Raw genomic sequence first — 18,555 nt, forward strand, 5'->3', positions numbered from 1 at the left:
AGGAATATTATGAATACATGCACTTTAGAAATCAATAATTTTGAAGTTACAGTACCTAATGATTTTACTATTTTACAAGCTGCTAAACAAATCGGAATAACTATTCCTACATTATGTTACCATCCAGATCAAAAAGTGAAGGCAAATTGTAGAATATGTCTTGTAGAAAATCATCAGGGGAAACTAATGACCGCATGCTCAACTCAAGTTGTTGATGGTATGAAGATTAAAACCCATTCAAAACTTGTAAGAGAAACTCAAAAAGGAGTACTTCAATTAATTTTAGCGAATCATGATCAAAACTGTTTAAAATGCAGTAGAAATGGTAAATGCGAACTTCAAAAACTTTGCGAAATATTTAATATATCTAAAACTAACCTTCATGAAACAGTAGACTGTACAACTCAAGATCTTTCTAACCATTCAATAATTAGAGATCAAAGCAAATGCATCAAATGTAATAGGTGCGTTGAAATGTGTCAAGAAGTTCAAACAGTAGCAGCATTAAGCCATGCCCATAGATCCACAAACTATTCAATTACTCCAGCATATAACAAGAGTTTAGCAGATACAAATTGTGTATTCTGCGGCCAATGTATATCAGTATGTCCTGTAGGAGCACTTAGAGAACGAGAGGAAATTGATAATGTTATGGATGCAATTTATGATCCTAACATTCATGTAATTGCACAGATTGCTCCTGCAGTACGGGTTTCAATAGGAGAAGAATTCGGATATAATCCAGGTATTAACGTGGAAGGCAAACTAATTTCAGCTCTGAAACAAGTTGGTTTTGATAAAATATTTGATACTAACTTCACTGCAGATCTAACCATAATAGAAGAAGGTCATGAATTAATTAGTAGATTAAAAAACAATGGTGTTCTACCTATGCTTACTTCATGTTCACCAGGTTGGATAAATTTTATAGAGGCCCTTTATCCCAATCTATTACCTCATCTATCCTCTTGTAAATCACCTCAACAGATGTTTGGAGCATTGTCTAAAAGCTACTATTCATCAAAAATGGGCATACCCCCTGAAAAGATATTCACAGTCTCAATAATGCCTTGCACTGCAAAAAAACATGAAGCAAAGCGTGAAGAAATGCACTATAACCAATATAGGGAAGTTGATGCAGTTCTAACAACTAGAGAAACTGCAAAATTAATCAAATCAATCTCCATTAGTTTAAATAACCTATCAGATGATAATTTTGATGCACCTTTTGGAATTTCTTCAGGCGCTGGTGCAATTTTTGGCGCTAGTGGTGGTGTAATGGAAGCCGCTCTCAGGAGTGTCTATGAAATTCTAACTGCAAAAGAACTAGATAATCTAGACTTCACTTCAGCAAGAGGAATAGATGGCATCAAAGAAGTAACAGTAATGATTGGTTCAATTGAACTAAAAGGTGCTGTAGTTAATGGACTTAAGAATGCAAGATATATCTTAGAACAAATACAATCTGGCGAATGTCCATATACCTTTATTGAAGTTATGTGTTGCCCAGGTGGTTGCATAGGTGGCGGGGGACAACCATTCGGTTCCACTATGAATATTCGAAAAGAACGAATTGATGGTATATACTCTATTGATAAAAACAGTACAATTCGTCGTTCACATAAAAACCCATTAATACAACAGCTTTATGAAGATTTTTTAATTGAACCAAATAGTAAGAAGGCTCATGAATTACTTCATACATTTTATTATCCCCATAATAAGGAATAGGAAAAATAATGGACAATGGATAATGATGGATGTTTCTGCTTAGCAGAAACTACATCTTATTGTTCGGTTAAACAAGGAGTTTTTACTCATTTTATCTGCGATAAAATATTGTAATTCAAGTACAAAGTTTTATTCTTAATAAAACGAGTAACCCCCTCTTCTCCGAACAATAGGGTTAAAATTTCACGGGGTGAAATGTCAATCATTATCCATTCTACATTATCCATTATACATTCGGTTTTATTAATGTCTTTATATTTATGTTTATATTTCACCATATTGTTAATAATCAAAATAGACAGCATATGAAAACCTATAATGGAGGTGTGCTATGAACATATTATTTTTATTTACAATTATTATTGCTTCTTATTCTGTTTATAAATTTTCTTGCTACTTTCTCACAAAGATTAATCTACAGACGGAAGATTTATTATATACTGAATCTTTCAGTTATGGTTTTATAACTCGGAAAATGTTAACTTACCTTGGTAAGAATTATTATGACTCTTTTTGTAAATTTTTTTTGATGGATAAAGGGTTCAGAGAAATTCAAGATATAGAACTAAGTATTAAAAATGCTACTTCGTATATAACTATTAAAGATGATATTCCTTTCATAATAATATGCTTTACATTTAATGAAGAAGAAAGTTCCTTAAGTATGGATACTCTTCATCAGGTTATTGGAATATTATCTCATAGAAAAATCTATAATTCTGTTTTAATTTGTGATTATTCAAGTGATATTATTAATAAAATCAAGTTAATTGATAACTATAATATTCAGTTATATGATCCGTTAAACATATGCAATTTTTTTTGGCATAATAATAATTTCTTTAAGGAGATGGAATAATGGAACTGTTTTTTTTTAGAATAGTAAAATATATAACCTTACTAGTATTCACCCTATGTATCATAGGAACAACTTATAATTTGATTAAGTGCATATCTAAGTATCTAAATATTAATAAAAAATTGAATCTATACAAAAATAACAGCATTTCATCTGAAGATCTTAACTCATTAACAGAAAAAGAATATTATCTTTGGATATATAATTTTCTTAATGAATTCAATTACTTTGATTCAAAAGATATTTTTTTTTCAAGTATTGTTACAGAAAATATTAAAAATACACTTGTTACCACTAAGAATAATTTACCAATATTCATCAAGATTGTAAGATTACATGATAATTCTAATATTACTTTAAAAAATTGTCATGAATTTTTAGGTGAAATGATTTGCAAAAAATGTTCTGTAGGTATATTAATTTATAATGATACATTTCCAGAAAAATGCAAAACTTTTTTAAATACAATTCCTTCAGATTTCAAAATAATATATTTAAATAATTCTGAAATAATCGAATTTTATAATAAAATTTTAGACTTCCCAACCTCCTTAGCTTAATGCTAATGGAATACAATTTCATTCTCATTTGATAATAATTACTTATGATTTTTCTGTTGCAATAACTCCATCATTCATTTATAATTAGAAATATAAGCAAGAGCGACAAATTAACATTCTCAATAATTCATTTTTACTTCATCTCAATTGAGAATGAGATTTGCATATACATATTAATATTGATTAATTTTAAAAAGGAGTATTTATGCAGAAAAATACAATTAAAATAGCAAATAGAATTACAACTGTAACTATTGTTTGGAATATAATTTTAGCAGTTATAAAATTATTAATAGGTTTTTTGGGAAGAAGTTCAGCATTAATTTCTGATGGAATCCACTCTTTTTCTGATGTAATAAGTACATTCTGTGTAATAGTAGGTTTGAAACTTTCTCAAAAGCCCGAAGATATTGATCACCCTTATGGTCATGAAAAGTTCGAACCAATTTTAACTAAAGTTTTAGCATTCATTCTTTTTTTAACAGCAGCTTCTATAGGCTTAACTGCTATAAAGAACATTACTGCTGGAAACTATACCACACCAAGTTCAATCACTGTAATAGCTGCAATTTTTTCCATTGGGATTAAGGAATGGATGTATCATTATACACTTAAAGGGGCAATAAAAATTAACAGTTCAGCTTTGAAAGCTGATGCCTGGCACCACAGAACTGATGCATTATCTTCAATTGGTTCACTTATAGGTATCATTGGTGCTCTTATTGGTTATCCAATATGCGATGCATTAGCATCAATTATTATTTGTTTAATTATACTTAAAGCTTCAATTGATATTTTTCTTCAAGCAACTAATCAACTAGTAGATAAAGCAGCTGATGAAAACACAATAAATAATATTAAAAATATTATCAACTCTGTAGAAGGAGTAATTTCAATTGATAGCTTAAAAACACGAATTCATTCTAATAGGCTTTATATCGATCTAGAAATAAGCGCTGATAAGGATATATCCTTCGTGGGAGCTCATAACATTGCAGAAACTGTTCATAATACTATAGAAGAACAGATAGAAATAGTTAAACATTGCACTGTTCACATAAATCCAAAATAAAACCACCAAATTTGGTGGTCAGGCCGTTGAAAAAGCCCAATCTCATCGTCGCTAAGACTCGCTGTGCTGCTCGAGTACTATTTGTACACTGCGCTGCTCGCTCATCTTGTTCCTTGACCTTGGGCTTTTTCAACGCCTGAAATTCTTAAGGTACATGAAAAAAATAAACAAGTCAGATTGCGAAGTGATTTTGATTATTTTCTAGGCACTCAATCACTTACATACTCACTGTATGTAAGTGATTGAGTAACGACGAAAAGAACCAAAAGGACGAGTAAGATGACTGGTTTATTTTTTGAATGTGCCGAAGACAGAAAACAGAGTGAAAACAATATATTGTAACTTTGTCAACAAACTCACCACCAAATTTGGTGGTTTTTATTAATAGGTAAATCTATCAATTTCTTTCAGAACTATCACTTCTATCTCCCTCTTATTATGGTTCTTTTTATAATTTTCTATAATGTTTTTTAGTTCCTTGTCATCATAATCTAGTTTCCCCTCAGTAAGAATATATCCTTTATTTTCCTCCAGGATCACTATCAAATCATTTACCTGATTGTTTATTCTATGTTTTAAAACCCCTCTAATGCTTATATTATTAATATTTTTATCAGATAAATTTAATTGTTTACTACACTCCCCTAAATCTAAATTAATATTATCTCCATCTATTTGCTTTTCTATTTCATCAATATTAATCCCTACTTCTTCCGTTAGTTCGTTTATCAATTCTTGTCTCAAATTACATAATTTTTCTTCACCAATTCTTTTTTCATCGGCATATTTATCCATCTGTTCTGTAATATCTCCAACAAAGAGTTTTCCTTCTGCCAGTTTATCATAAAGTCCAAATATAAATTCTCTAAACTCATTTACATCTTTTTCTGAAACCTTATTACGTAATTGATTAATATCAATAATATCACTCATAAAACTTCTCCTTACAAAAACTTGCTTGTAATTAAAAATACCCTATAGACATATTCAAATAAATAACTAGTCAGTTATACAGAAAGAAATTATCATTTATATCTTGATATAGAAAAAGTGTTGAACCTTCACTATTTTCTATATCAAGAATCATAAGGTAAATTTCTTTCTGTATTCTAGTCTATTTTCATATGTCTTCTTCAGTTTTAAACTCTTCTAATTTTAACTGATCATTCTTATTTATTTTAGTTCCATCATCTTTTAATTTTGAATCTTTAAATACTCCTGGTGATTTTCCAATATTAAAAAGCGACCAATACGGACCTTTGAATATATCTCCAACTGGCCTCTCAAGACTTTTATTATCAATCTCACCTAATTCCTCAAAGGTATAGTCTTCTCCCCAAAAGGCTTCTTCATTAAATTTATTTTCATTTGGTTTCTTGATTTGTAAAAAAGGTGATTTAAATGCACTTGGACTTTTGCCAAGCTTATGAAAACTCCAGTAAGCATCTTTTCCATAACCTTCAGGTCTATTTAAAATCTCTTTTATTCGTTGATTATCAATAAATATTCCTTCTTCATTTTCTGTTTTTTGTGTTACTTCTCTAAAGGTATTATATTCATGTAAATCATACTTCATAAAATCACCTTTCCTTAAAATAATTAAATCCAGTTAAATTCCGTCTATTATACATCACTATCAGTATCTACCTCATTAAATTCATCATATACATAACCCTCTTCTAGAAATTCTTCCTGTTCTATTTGAACATTAATTGTACTATCACCCTCTAAAGATGGAGCTTTAAATGAATTTGTTGTTTTACTAAGTTTAAATACACTTAAATATGGATCTCTCCCTGGACTCCAATAAGCATCTTTCCCAGGAGTAAGTACAGGTCTATTTGAAATTTCTTTTATTAGTTGATCATCAATAAATACCGATTCTCCATATGTTGCTTTTTTGTTTTTTTGTCTCCATGTATTATATTCATATAAATCAACATTCATAAAATCACTATCCTTTAAATAACCTTTAAAAATTCAAAATCTTCTTCCTTAAATTTCCCACTTTCCAATTCTATATTTTCAAAAACATCTGTCACAATAAAAGGTTCCTTTATAAAAGGGGGATCTAATCCAGGTGGACTAAACGGTCTTACTGGCTCAAACTTAAATACGCTCTTAAACGGATCTACCCCTGGACTCCAAAAGGCATCTATACCAGGTTTTGTAATTCTGCTAAATAAAAGATTTCTTGTAACCTTTCCATCAATAAAAATACTTATATCACATGTTTTGCTTTGAATCATAACTTTGTTTAGATTATACTCATTAACATCAACATTCACAAAATCACCTATTTTTTTTAATAATTATATCTCTTTCAAACTCATACAAAATTACCTCACAAGATATTCCTGTCTCAACTAAAGATTTAATTATATTGTCATTATAATTAAATGTTACTACTTTTAAATCCTTTGGATTATTAAAAACTTCACTTTCATAGAGGCATTTGTCCCCAAAAACCCTCTCCCCTATGTTTGTTAAAATCTCGTCCTGAAATATAATATGTTTCTCATCTTTATTTTTAATTTTATTGACGTAATACTGATATTTAAGATTATTAGAGTAATTCTCTGACCTTATATTCTTAAATATTCTAAGTAATTTCAAAATATCTTCTTCCTCATGAATATTAATTCTTTTTCGTTTCCATATAAGAAGTTTTCTTTTTATTTGCTCAATTCCGTTAGATATATTCAACAATTCCATATTCTTGAGTTTTCCCTCAATCTCAAGATTCTCTAAAGGAATGCCACATAATATGCATTTAAGCATTTTATCCATTCTCTCCGCAATTTCTCTTGTTTTAGAATTTGTATTATTTTGATTATTACTAATCCATTTTATTATTTCCAATACTCCCTCTTCAAACTTTTTGCTACATTTTATAGTTTTAAGATTAAATAGATTATCCTCTCCAAAAAATCTTTTTGTGGAAAACTCATTAAAACTTACGTCATTAATACTCTTAATTTCAATAATATCTTGTCTTTTTATAACTTTCTCATCTATAAATTTCTTAACCACTTTAATATCAGAAGTTCTATTTTTCATGGGAATTGCATTCCATATCATTTCTTTGTACTCCAGATTCAAATCATCTCCAACTCTAGGGTCTAATATTGCAACAACTCCTGAGTCTTTTACATTTCTTACCAATCTCCCTACACCCTGTCTTAATTTTAAAATCATTTCAGGAACATTGACTTCCATTAAGGGACTTTTACTTATACTTCTTTTAAATTCAATAATAGGATCAGGTACAGGAAAAGGCAATCTTGTTACAATTACTTGCGAAAGAGTTTTACCAGGAATATTTATTCCTTCCCAAAAAATACCAGTCCCCAACAATATAGAATTTTCATCTTCTTTAAATGTTGTCACTATATTTTCCTGAGATGAATATGGATTTTGTTTTAATATCTTATAAGGTAACTCCCTCTTTATTAACTCTTTATATACCAAATTCATATCTTCTTTTGATGCAAAAAGTATTAAGGTTTTTCCTTTTGTCATTTCTACCAGCTTAATAATTTCTTTAATTGATTCCTTTAAGAAATCCTCTCTTAATTTCATAGGGTGAGGCATTTTATTCTTATAATATACTATAGTATTATTATCATAATCAAAAGGTGACTCTTTTGGTTCAGATAATATCCCCTTACTTTCCTCTTCTGGAAATCCAATATTTTTTATAATATAAGAATAACGCTCTTTCATATCTCCTTGGAACTTATTAGTCAAAGTTGCTGAAGTAAGAATCATCTTAGGAAGATTTACCATCTCAAATTCATTTTCTTTATCTCTAAAAAACAATTTTCTTATAACTTTATTTATAAATTTAGGTGCAATCATCAACCTAGTATTTGATATTTCTGCCTTTTTCCCACTAAACTCCCCCCATGCGAGAGTATCAAAATTATCATACACCACATTATAAATATCTTCTTTTATCCTTTTAAGATCTTCAAGAATTTCGTCTTGAAGATTGTTGAAATATTCAAACTCCGATATATTAACTATGTCCACTAACCCAACATTTTTAATAACATTATCTAATGTCTCAATAAGCTTTCTTGATATATTCAAAACTTTGTTTCTATTTATATTAAATCTACTCTGTTCAGAGCCTTTAAATTCGCCTACATTCATCTGTTCATTAATATCATTAGCTAGTATGTTAAAATACTTCTCTATGTCTTTAATTAACAGATTTATGTTTTCAATTTCTTTACTGTTACCTGTTCTTTTCAAAAAGAATTTTGTATCATTAAATATTAAAAAACACTTATTATGTGTAAGTTCCTCTTGAAGCACTCCCCTAACCTTTCCCTCAAGATTATGAGCCTCATCTATAGTTATGTATCGTATTCTATTGCTAAGCAAATCTCTCTCTTTCCTCAATTTCTTATGTGTATCAACAATTAGCAAATCATGATTACATAATATAATTCCATCTGTGTTTCCCATCTTATTTCGTTTATCAATAAACACACACTCATTATAAAATTTACATTTGTTAAATAAGCAATTTTTAACATTAACACTATCCCATATATCTTCACTTATTTCTTGAGTCAACTTGGCCCTATCCCCAATATCTTTCACCCAACTTTTGAGATAATTGTAGATCTTTATTTTTTTGAAATCCTCTTCAAGTAATACTTTACTTCCGTACTCCTCCACTCTTAACCTACATCCAAAGTGACTCATTCCTTTTGCTAAAATAACTTCTGGAGAAAACCCAAGTTTCTTTGATACCGCTCTGATATCGTCCATTAGCTGTTCTTGTAAAGATATTGTTGATGTGGACACCACAACCGGTTCTTTAAATTCTCTATTATATATCATCAATGGTAATAAATATGCGTAGGATTTACCTATTCCAACTCCAGCTTCTACCATTATGTGCTGATTATCTCTCATGGCTTCGCAGATATCTAAAGACATGTCCTGTTGACCTTCTCGCTCTTCAAATCCAAGCTTAGGTAAAAAATCCACAAAAAACTCATATACTTCATTTGTAATAACCTTTTCAATAATCTCTCTTGTACCTTTTTTCTCAGTATCTTTTTTGAACAATTTTATCACCACTTTCAAATAGTTATTTTCACTCTAAGATTATTTAATTTTAAATTCAATTTTAAATTTATTGTATTTATTTCCTATATACGGTATAATGATTTTGAAAAAGAATAAACCGTGCTAGGGGTGTCATTTGGCTGAGAAATGGATTTTTTTCCATTACCCTCAAACCTGATCTGGTTAATACCAGCGTAGGGAAGCTTTTATATCGAAGGTTCTAAATTCAACTGTAATTTAGACGTTCTATTAAGACAACCCTCCAGCGCACAATTGCAAAGGAGGTTTTTTTATGAATAATTTTGTTGAAAGTATTAAATTATTGCTTCAATCACCTTATGTTTTATTAGCATTAGCAATTCTATTTATTATTACTATAGCTTTTGTTGTTTTTAAAAGAGTTAAACTCACACCAGCTTTAATTTCAATAATAGGAGTTGTTGTTGCTTTAACCTTTGTCTTAAATTTGGTAGTTTTATTTAAGATGCCCCAAGGAGGAAGCGTAACATTAGGCAGTATGGTTCCAATTTTAATTCTTGCTTTAATTTATGGTCCTGAAGTAGGATTCCTTGCTGGATTTATCTTTGGATTAATAAATCTTCTTGTAAGTCCATACATCATTCACCCTATACAAGTTCTCTTTGATTATCCTCTACCATTTATGATGTTAGGTTTAGCTGGATTCTTTAGAATTAAAAGTTCTAACTATTATATTGGTGTTATGTACAGATTATTAGGTGTTACAGTTGCTGTACTTGGAAGATTTGTATTCCATTGGCTTTCTGGCGTGATATTCTTTGGACAATATGCTCCTGAAGGAACATCCCCTTATTTATATTCATTCATATACAATGGCTCATACCTGCTTCCAGAATACTTAATATGTCTTGCTCTAATTATTTTTATACCATTTAGGCAACTTGTTAGAACTTCAAACCGTATAGATATATAGATATAAAAAGCATAGAGCCAAATATTAAAGCTCTATGCTTTTGGTTTATTATTAAATCTTTTTTTATTATATATTACTCCTATAACTCCGTCAATATGAAGAAGATTTTCAATAAGCACCTCTATACGTGCTTTATCTGACATCTTAATCTTCATAACAATATTTAATTTTCTCGTTCCTTCTTCCTCTATATTCTCTATTTTAATATCAGTTATACTCATTTTATATTTGGCAAATATACCACCAATATCACCAATTAATCCAACCTTTTCTATACACTCAAATTCAAATTTATGATACTTGGAAACTAAAATTCTTTTTTCAAATAGCCCTAGTAATATCAATGAAATTAAAACAAAAAACGTGGTTAATAAAGCCCCACCATAATATCCATTTCCAAGTGCTAACCCTATGCCTCCACACACCCATATACTTGCCGCTGTAGTCAATCCTCTTACTCCACTGTCATCCCTTAGGATAGTCCCAGCTCCTAGAAAACCTATTCCACTTACTACTTGTGCAGCTAACCTTGCAGGGTCTCCGCCATTAAATCCATACATGGATATTAACATTATAAGGGTAGCGCCTAAAGTCACCAATACATGTGTTCTAAGTCCTGCTGGCCTATTTCTAACTTCTCGTTCAAATCCAATAGCCCCTCCAAGCACCACTGCCAAAGATAATCTTAAAATCATCTCACCAAGTGCCAATCCACCTATTTCAATTGAAAAAATACTCTTCTCCCCCTTCAGACATATTATTTATCATTTAAATTTTCCACATCTCTTAGAAATGGAATCGATGTTTGCGCTCCTATTTTAGTTGTAGCAATAGCTGCACATTTTGAAGCAAATTCTACCGCTTCATCCATAGATTTATTTATACTAACTGCCATGGCAGCATTGAATGTATCTCCTGCAGATGTAGGATCAATAGACTTTACTTTCAAAGAACTATATTTTTTAGATATTGTCTTATCCATATATATACATCCCTTTGATCCTAGTGTTACGATAACCTTCTCCACTCCTGATTCTAGAAGCTTTTTTACCCCTTCATTTATATTTCTTTCTCCTGTTAATTGAAATAATTCACTTTCATTAGGAGTGATAAGAAACACCTTCTCCAAGATATCTTCTTTAATTTTCGCAGCAGGAGCAGGATTAAGTATAACTTTTTTCCCCCACTTATGACCTAATTCAATAACTCTCTCAACAGCATTCATTGGAATCTCTAATTGAGTTAATATAATATCGCATTCTTTAATCAGCTCTTCAGATTGATCTATATGTTTATCTGTTAGCTCACCATTAACTCCTGGATTTACCACTATTGTATTTTCACTATTCTTATCTACTGAAATAACCGCCATACCTGATGGGCCTTCCAACTTTCTTATGCCTCTTATATCTACTCCATTGTTCTTTAAGTTCACAAGCATATCTTTTCCGATTGAGTCATTACCTATTGCCCCAATCATGCAAACCGCTCCCCCTAATCTACTGCAAGCAACAGCTTGATTAGCGCCTTTCCCTCCAAAAGCAGTTATAAAATCTTGTGCTAATATAGTTTCACCTTCTTCTGGTAACCTTTCTACCATAAAAGTGTAATCAAAATTAAGGCTTCCTACTACTAAAATTTTCATATTCCATAACACCTCTTAAATTTTCCTGAAAACAATTCTTATGAAAATTATATTTCTATTTTCGCCTTTAGTCAAATCAGCGCTCTTTACCTTTTATTCAAATATATGTTAATATAAGCTATGAGGTGATAATTAATGAAGTTCTTTGGACCAAATAAAAGTGATATATGGAGAAAGTTTGCAGAAGAAATAAACGCAGAATTCAACCCTTCAATGATAATAACTAAAAAATTTAAATCATATACAATAGAACTTACAACAATAAACGGAAGGAATTCACCAGTTTATACTACAATTTCATGTACCATGCCAAATAAACATAATCTTAAGTTCAAAATCATTGGAGATTACTCAGAACGCTATATCATTAACTATACCAAACTAATGGATTATATTATTGAAAACGATGAGTTGAAATCCAAATATATAATCAGAAGTAATAGTAGATTCATAATTGATCAATTATTAGATGAACCTGATATAGTTAAGTATTTAGTAGATAATCGAGATATATTTATAGAATATAGAACTACTAATATGATGGAATCAGATAATCCCAGTGAAAATAGTATCCTTAAATTATCAATACTTGGTACTGTAATGGATAATTCTCTTTTAAAAGATTTATTTGAACTATCTGCTAATATTATAACAATTATTGATTTAGTAAATTCTTCTGTCGAAAATCCCCTAGTAGTAAAAGATCCTAATATACTAGAGGTAATAAAATCTTCCGCTACGAATCTATATGAAAATTCAGATAAAATCAACTCATTGGCAAATAAATTCATCCATAAAAACAAAGGTGATGTTCCTGATAGTGCTAATATAACTACCGTAGAAAGTATTCCTCTAAATAAAGCAAATACCCATGAAGATATTATTAATCCTACAACTGACAAAGAATCATCTGATATAATCCAAATAAATTCTATGGCTAATACCGATTCTGATGAAATCAAATTAGATACTTCCTTAGATTCTTTAAATATGGATAATTTAACCATTTCAACGGATGATTTACAAATATCAACAGATGATTTAGTAATACCATCTATATCAACAGATGACTATTCACCTGATAATTAAAAAAAGATTTCAACCTTTTTACTGCCTTTAGAATTTCAGACTGTTTAAAACGTTCATAATCAAAATCAAGGCGAACCAGCAGCGCTGAGAGCCTTAGCCGCTTCGAAATTGGGTGTTTTAAACAGTCTGATTATTTTATCAGAACAAACTTTATCAATGTTTCTTGAGTAATATACCTTAAGAGACATAATTCTGATTCTACTATGGCTCCAATTTTGTTTATACGTTGATCTCCACAAGAATTTGTTGTGTAAATATTTAGCTCCCCTTCATTTATTCCATATAGATAATTATCTATAGTTATATCTCCTTCGTTTATCCTATTTTCCTTAAATGAATTCTCAATTCTAGATAACCCCATCTTTCTTTTCACGTTTCCTAAATTCATAACTCCATTTTTATTAATGCTTGCAATTCTATGGATTTTTGAAAATAATATTCTTTTAGCTAATTCATCACTATTATCAACTAACTTAATTCTTATTTCACAACAGGATTCACTTGAATTATTTATCATTTCCAGCTGCTCAAATCCCAATGTTCCATCAATGAATAATTTCTTTATCCCCATTAAATTCAATATCTTGTAACTTATTAAACTATTCTTGTCTCGCAACCCTTCTATTGTTGAAATTCCATCCTGAATTAAACTATGAGTTCCCATCTCATCCCCTAAAAAAGCGCATAAATTACTTGAATAATTTTTAATAATATCTATTGTGCATAACATATCTTCAACTGATATTCCCGAAAACACTCTTACGCCTTGTGGAAAAACAAATGATAAATTTTTAAAATTAGTCCCCTTCTCCCCCATATATTTCAATGCACCTTCATTAATAATCTCCCACCCTACATATATATGTATATATTCGTTATAACTAATTTCACAAATTTGTTCTATGTTTCTAAGTTCTTTATAAAATATCCCATTTACCCCAGCTAAATATAATTCTTTAAGATTGTATACATTTTCTTCCATAATATTTATACAGTCCTCATCCACTTGCAGTATCATATTTAATCTCTTTTCTTTAGATTTTTTCATAATTCTATAAATATATTCTTTAAGATATTCTTTCCTTTCTCTACCAGCTATTACTCTTAAAAAAATTCTATTATAGTTTAACTTACATACTATTTCTATTTGAGTTAAAATCCTCTCAAAAGATTCACTATCATAAAGAATAAAAAATAGTCCTTTAATAAAATACATCCCCCTTACAAATTTCTATATTATTACTTTATTAAAACTCCACTAGAGATATAACCTTTCGTCTTTATATTCTTACGAATTAGAAAAAGCACCCTAAGGTGCTTAGACAATTAGCATTTTAGCATTTTTTACATTCACACTTTTTAAATAATTTGAATAAAGTCTCAATTTCTCTTACAACGTCTTCAATTTTCTCTAATGCAACCCTAATTAAATTTACCGCTTCACAGTATTCACATTCGTTACAACAAGGGTCACAAAGTTCTTCTAATTCACATAAAGCATATGCTACAGCTTCTGTATTTCTGATAGCTTTTTGAATTATATACGCAGCTTCATATTCGCAATTGAAGCACTTTTTATCAAAACACCACCATAACTTCTCAAGAATCTTTAATAAACATTTTACAGACTCTTTTGCTTTACAGAAGAAATATTTTATAATATCCCTGTGTTTACATGGATTCTTAAACTCAAAAATAGCTAATATTGCTACTCTAGCACTAAATGCATATTTATAAGCTTCTTTTAAAAGGCATTTAATCTCATGACAACAATCGCACTTCTTACAACATTTATCATCCTTACATTTCTCGTGTTTCTTACAACATTTGTCATCCCAACATGTATCGTGTTTCTTACAACATTTGTCATCCTTACATTTGTCATGTTTCTTGCAACATTTGTCACCCCAACACTCATCGTGTTTTTTACAACATTTGTCATCCCAACATTTATCTTGTTTCTTGCAACATTCCATATCGTAATAATATTCTTTGTCCTTACAATTGGAATAATCATTCCATGTATTACTCATTTTCTCCCTCCTAAGTTATTCCTTGTATATATTTGTTATTTATTGTTATGTCTTCAGTTACTCAATACTATAATATGAAAAAACACCTGAAAGGTTCATTTTTTCAACAACCTTCAGGTGTTACTTAATTTACTTTTTAAAATTCCATTGAATTTAAATATTCTCTTGTGATAACCTTTTCCCCCATTAATACTTATTACATCCGCTCCTTTTTGTATTGATATTTTATAGATATTTTTATTATTATGCAATCTTCCAATACATCTTAAATTTATTTTAAAATTATCTAAAAAATTGTTTACATCTAGCAAGGAAAGTAATTTTTTTATAGATAATATCCGTGTAATCATTTAAAATATAATAAGTGGAGGGATGATTATGATTATTACTAAATCTCAAGGAAAACTTCTGATGATTTTTTCAGCATTTGTAGCTTCTTTAGGACAATTAATGTGGAAGCTTAGTGGAAGTGAACTAAATATACTTCTCATAATTGGTCTATTTTTATATGGTATAGGATTCATAAGTATGACCATTGCTTTCAAAAGCGATGAACTTTCAAAATTATACCCTTTTATGAGCTTAAGTTATGCATTTGCCACAATTTATTCCGTATTAATATTAAGAGAGCCTTTATCTATATCTAATATAATTGGTATTATTTTAATTGTCTCTGGAGTCATACTATTAGGGAGTGATAAACCATGTTCTACATGCTTATAATTATAAACACATTATTAGGGGCAATTGGTGGTCTCCTCATTAAAATTTCTTCAAGCAAAGAAAGTTCTCGCAATTCTTTTATAAAGTGGATATTTTCAAAGGAATTCATTGTAGGCACATTATTTTATGTGCTAGCCATAATTATGAATATTATTCTTCTTAAATATATTCAATACATAGTTTTCATCGCATGTTTATCTTTAACTTATGTTTGGACATTGTTTTTATCAAATATATTCTTAAAAGAACGAATTACTCAAAAAAAACTCCTTGCCATATCATTGATTATTCTTGGAACAATAGTAGTATCGATTTAAGACATAATCTAAAAATTGTATTATTGATATGATATTTAGAGGGAACCTAAAAAATAGGTTCCCTTAATTAGTTCAATCAACACCTTTTATAAAAATTCATGATCTGATTATATTATTACATAACATAAATAAACTTAACTTTGTTTTTATAATGAATAACTAATGCTTACTGAGAAACAATAAAATATAGCTTAGGATAAATTAGTAAGAAAGAACTAAATGAAAATAAAACATATGAAAAAAGGAGATCTTTATATGACTTTTTTATTTATAATTATAGGTGTGCTTATAGTGTTATTTTTGCTAATGTATTCAAAAAACACACAAACTCCTAATAATCTTGGTGTTAAAGATGGAAAATTAGCCCCTCTTTCAAATAAACCAAACTGTGTATCAACCCAAACAACTATGGGTGATAAAAAAATTGTGCCACTTCCATTTAAAGAAAATCTTATTAAGAGTAGAGAAGAAATTTTAAATATTATTAAATCCTTTCCTAATACAAACATAATAGAAATGAAAGATGATTACATCTACGTAGTTTTCACATCCTCAAGAATGAAATATAATGACGATGTTGAATTCTATTTTGATATAAATGATAAAGTTATACACTTTAGATCCGCTTCAAGAGTTGGTTACTCAGCTATGGGATCTAATCGTAAAAGATATAATATAATAAAAAATATGTACTTTAAAAACCTGTGAAAAATAATGGATAATTGAAAATGGAGAATGATGGATGCTTTTGCTTTATGAGCAAAAGCTATATCTTATTGTTCTTTAGGACAATAGGTTGTTACTCATTTTTTCTTGAATAAAACATTGTATTTATCATACAATGTTTCATTTACAATGAAACGAGTAAAACCCTATTGTTTCTTGAACAATAAGATTAAATTTCGTGGAGCGAAATGTCAATCATTCTACATTCTACATTTCTTTTAAGCTTTTCCTTTAACAATTCCAATAGCTTTACCAAATATATATATATCCTCTCCTATTATAACAATAGGATCATACCTATCATTTTCTGGCATTAACATCGGATTTTCTTCTTTAAGATTTAACCTTTTCAACGTAGCCTCTCCATTATAACTTACCGCAACAATATCATTATGAACTACACCTTGTTGTTTGTGAATTATCACATAGTCACCATCATGAATATTAGCATTTATCATACTATCACCTTTAACTTTTAACATAAAAATATCTTTTTTACCCTTGAACCAAAAGTTAGGCATATTCATTGTATCTTGCTGAGCATCTTCAATGTACATCGGCTGTCCAGCTGCAATATTACTGAATACAGGTATTGTAAGAAGTTCTTCTTTTTTAATTTCTATATCTTTATCTTCCTCGTGCAAAATCAACTCATCATTAACACTTGAATCTTGACTCAAATTAAATTGCTTATTATGATTCAAATCAATGAACTTGAATTTTTCAATTCCATCCCACAAGTAACCATTGTACACTTCATATTTAACTTGAAAAATTTTATTCAATCTTATCTTTTTTGCTTTTGTAGAAACACATGAATAGTCCATTTTTTTCCCTCTAACTAAAACTCCTGTCTCATTATGAACTTTCTCTTTATCTATGGTCACCGATATTGTGGAGTATCGCTTATCACTTGCACATTCCTGATAAAATTTCAACTCTCTTTCAGTTAATAACTCTCCTCTATGTATAAATATATGTGCATATTTACAATTACAATAAGCTTTCTTCTCTATTAGTTTTCTAACTATTTGATAGATATCAGTATATCCCTTGTTATTTAATTCTTGATAAAATAATTTATACATTCCATACATAGCTTTTCTTGAAGATGCATTTTTCTTCAATTGCCCTAATACCTTATCTTTATCTTTAACCTTAGGGGCTTTTTTTCTAACACAATTAGAGTAATCTTCTTCTGATAGTATTCCCATTGATTCTATCCAATTTATTTCTCTAAGAAAAGCACTTGCTTTTTTCTTTTTGAATAACTTAATTCTTGGATATTGTTTTTTCATATGCTCAATTATTTCTTTTATAAGATTTTCAAACAGATTATTATCCTCTTTAATCTTTAAAGATTTATCTCCAAATTCTTCCCATAAATCATATAAAAAACTTTTTCTATCTATAAACTCTATATTCTGACTATAAAATGAAAACAAAGTACAATAATTATTATCTTCAATTTGTTCATTATATCTTCTCTTAATATCTTCCATCTCTTCATTAGTTGTAATAAAAAGAAGCTTGTCCTCTTCATTGAAACTATAATTATTCTTCAAATATGCAGCTCTATTCAATAAAGTTGTCAACTTACCTGTACTAGTATTACCCGTAATTAAGAGGAGTTTTCTTGGTTTGCTATTCACTACTTTTTTTTGCTGTAATGTAAGTCTCATACTGTCCTCCATAATTTGTGAATTCCTTCCTAAATAACAAAAAGCACAATTTGCAACTGTGCTTTTTCTTTAATTATC

Annotated in this window: 19 protein-coding genes and 1 riboswitch; of the genes, 9 read left to right on the forward strand and 10 right to left on the reverse strand. The window is 29.3% G+C overall.

Translation table 11 applies throughout. From position 1 onward, the window contains the following. Window positions 1-9: 9 nt before the first annotated feature. The 4 genes from KDK92_RS02165 to KDK92_RS02180 all read left to right on the forward strand — a co-directional run bounded on the left by KDK92_RS02165 (window position 10) and on the right by KDK92_RS02180 (window position 4,222). Window positions 10-1,731, forward strand: coding sequence for an NADH-dependent [FeFe] hydrogenase, group A6 (locus KDK92_RS02165; RefSeq protein WP_250857394.1), 1,722 nt, complete (start codon window positions 10-12; stop codon window positions 1,729-1,731). 331 nt (window positions 1,732-2,062) lie between these two features. Continuing rightward, window positions 2,063-2,590, forward strand: coding sequence for a hypothetical protein (locus KDK92_RS02170; protein ID WP_250857395.1), 528 nt, complete (start codon window positions 2,063-2,065; stop codon window positions 2,588-2,590). Then, window positions 2,590-3,150 carry a hypothetical protein gene (locus KDK92_RS02175; RefSeq protein WP_250857396.1) on the forward strand — a complete coding sequence of 187 codons (561 nt, stop codon included), beginning with the start codon at window positions 2,590-2,592 and terminating at the stop codon, window positions 3,148-3,150. The genes KDK92_RS02170 and KDK92_RS02175 overlap by 1 nt, the downstream gene beginning before the upstream one ends. A gap of 205 nt (window positions 3,151-3,355) precedes the next feature. Continuing rightward, window positions 3,356-4,222 carry a cation diffusion facilitator family transporter gene (locus KDK92_RS02180; protein ID WP_250857397.1) on the forward strand — a complete coding sequence of 289 codons (867 nt, stop codon included), beginning with the start codon at window positions 3,356-3,358 and terminating at the stop codon, window positions 4,220-4,222. Between the two features lie 381 nt (window positions 4,223-4,603). On the opposite strand, the gene KDK92_RS02185 is transcribed toward KDK92_RS02180, so the two are convergent. The 5 genes from KDK92_RS02185 to KDK92_RS02205 form a co-directional block, all read right to left on the reverse strand. Further along, window positions 4,604-5,155, reverse strand: coding sequence for a DUF3867 family protein (locus KDK92_RS02185; protein WP_250857398.1), 552 nt, complete (start codon window positions 5,153-5,155; stop codon window positions 4,604-4,606). A 187-nt stretch (window positions 5,156-5,342) separates the two neighbouring features. Then, complete coding sequence (locus KDK92_RS02190; RefSeq protein ID WP_250857399.1) at window positions 5,343-5,798, reverse strand: hypothetical protein; 456 nt, start codon at window positions 5,796-5,798, stop codon at window positions 5,343-5,345. A 47-nt stretch (window positions 5,799-5,845) separates the two neighbouring features. Beyond that, the gene (locus KDK92_RS02195; RefSeq protein ID WP_250857400.1) at window positions 5,846-6,169 is read right to left on the reverse strand and encodes a hypothetical protein; all 324 of its coding nucleotides are present in this window, start codon (window positions 6,167-6,169) and stop codon (window positions 5,846-5,848) included. 14 nt (window positions 6,170-6,183) lie between these two features. Beyond that, entirely contained in the window at window positions 6,184-6,510 is a 327-nt protein-coding gene (locus tag KDK92_RS02200) for a hypothetical protein (RefSeq protein WP_250857401.1), read from the reverse strand. Window positions 6,511-6,514: 4 nt separating this feature from the next. Then, window positions 6,515-9,310, reverse strand: coding sequence for an ATP-dependent DNA helicase (locus KDK92_RS02205; RefSeq protein WP_250857402.1), 2,796 nt, complete (start codon window positions 9,308-9,310; stop codon window positions 6,515-6,517). Between the two features lie 115 nt (window positions 9,311-9,425). After that, window positions 9,426-9,528: riboswitch (TPP riboswitch) on the forward strand. Between the two features lie 74 nt (window positions 9,529-9,602). On the opposite strand from KDK92_RS02205, the gene thiT reads away from it, so the two are divergent. Further along, the gene (gene thiT / locus KDK92_RS02210) at window positions 9,603-10,262 is read left to right on the forward strand and encodes an energy-coupled thiamine transporter ThiT (protein ID WP_250857403.1); all 660 of its coding nucleotides are present in this window, start codon (window positions 9,603-9,605) and stop codon (window positions 10,260-10,262) included. A gap of 32 nt (window positions 10,263-10,294) precedes the next feature. On the opposite strand, the gene KDK92_RS02215 is transcribed toward thiT, so the two are convergent. Then, a complete protein-coding gene (locus tag KDK92_RS02215; RefSeq protein ID WP_250857404.1) occupies window positions 10,295-10,972 on the reverse strand; it encodes an MgtC/SapB family protein in 678 nt (225 codons plus the stop codon). Between the two features lie 47 nt (window positions 10,973-11,019). After that, on the reverse strand, window positions 11,020-11,907 hold the full coding sequence (rbsK, locus tag KDK92_RS02220) for a ribokinase (RefSeq protein ID WP_250857405.1): 888 nt from the start codon (window positions 11,905-11,907) through the stop codon (window positions 11,020-11,022). 135 nt (window positions 11,908-12,042) lie between these two features. On the opposite strand from rbsK, the gene KDK92_RS02225 reads away from it, so the two are divergent. Then, on the forward strand, window positions 12,043-12,996 hold the full coding sequence (locus KDK92_RS02225; RefSeq protein ID WP_250857406.1) for a hypothetical protein: 954 nt from the start codon (window positions 12,043-12,045) through the stop codon (window positions 12,994-12,996). A gap of 130 nt (window positions 12,997-13,126) precedes the next feature. Here KDK92_RS02225 and KDK92_RS02230 read toward each other — a convergent pair whose 3' ends face one another. Then, window positions 13,127-14,212 carry a MupG family TIM beta-alpha barrel fold protein gene (locus tag KDK92_RS02230; RefSeq protein WP_250857407.1) on the reverse strand — a complete coding sequence of 362 codons (1,086 nt, stop codon included), beginning with the start codon at window positions 14,210-14,212 and terminating at the stop codon, window positions 13,127-13,129. A gap of 118 nt (window positions 14,213-14,330) precedes the next feature. Continuing rightward, window positions 14,331-15,029, reverse strand: a complete 699-nt coding sequence (locus KDK92_RS02235) for a hypothetical protein (protein ID WP_250857408.1) — start codon at window positions 15,027-15,029, stop codon at window positions 14,331-14,333. 378 nt (window positions 15,030-15,407) lie between these two features. Between KDK92_RS02235 and KDK92_RS02240 the strand changes: the two genes are divergently transcribed. From KDK92_RS02240 to KDK92_RS02250, 3 genes are all read left to right on the forward strand, one after another. Beyond that, window positions 15,408-15,752, forward strand: a complete 345-nt coding sequence (locus tag KDK92_RS02240) for an EamA family transporter (RefSeq protein WP_250857409.1) — start codon at window positions 15,408-15,410, stop codon at window positions 15,750-15,752. Next, window positions 15,734-16,069 carry an EamA family transporter gene (locus KDK92_RS02245; RefSeq protein WP_250857410.1) on the forward strand — a complete coding sequence of 112 codons (336 nt, stop codon included), beginning with the start codon at window positions 15,734-15,736 and terminating at the stop codon, window positions 16,067-16,069. Before KDK92_RS02240 ends, KDK92_RS02245 begins: the two co-directional genes overlap by 19 nt. Before the next feature lie 255 nt (window positions 16,070-16,324). After that, on the forward strand, window positions 16,325-16,777 hold the full coding sequence (locus KDK92_RS02250; RefSeq protein WP_250857411.1) for a DUF1499 domain-containing protein: 453 nt from the start codon (window positions 16,325-16,327) through the stop codon (window positions 16,775-16,777). A gap of 236 nt (window positions 16,778-17,013) precedes the next feature. Here the strand turns inward: KDK92_RS02250 and KDK92_RS02255 are convergent, their stop codons facing one another. After that, on the reverse strand, window positions 17,014-18,477 hold the full coding sequence (locus KDK92_RS02255; protein ID WP_250857412.1) for a LexA family protein: 1,464 nt from the start codon (window positions 18,475-18,477) through the stop codon (window positions 17,014-17,016). Between the last annotated feature and the right edge of the window lie 78 nt (window positions 18,478-18,555).

The organism is Oceanirhabdus seepicola (assembly GCF_023684385.1).
In the GTDB taxonomy this organism is placed as follows: Bacteria; Bacillota; Clostridia; order Clostridiales; family Clostridiaceae; genus Oceanirhabdus; species Oceanirhabdus seepicola.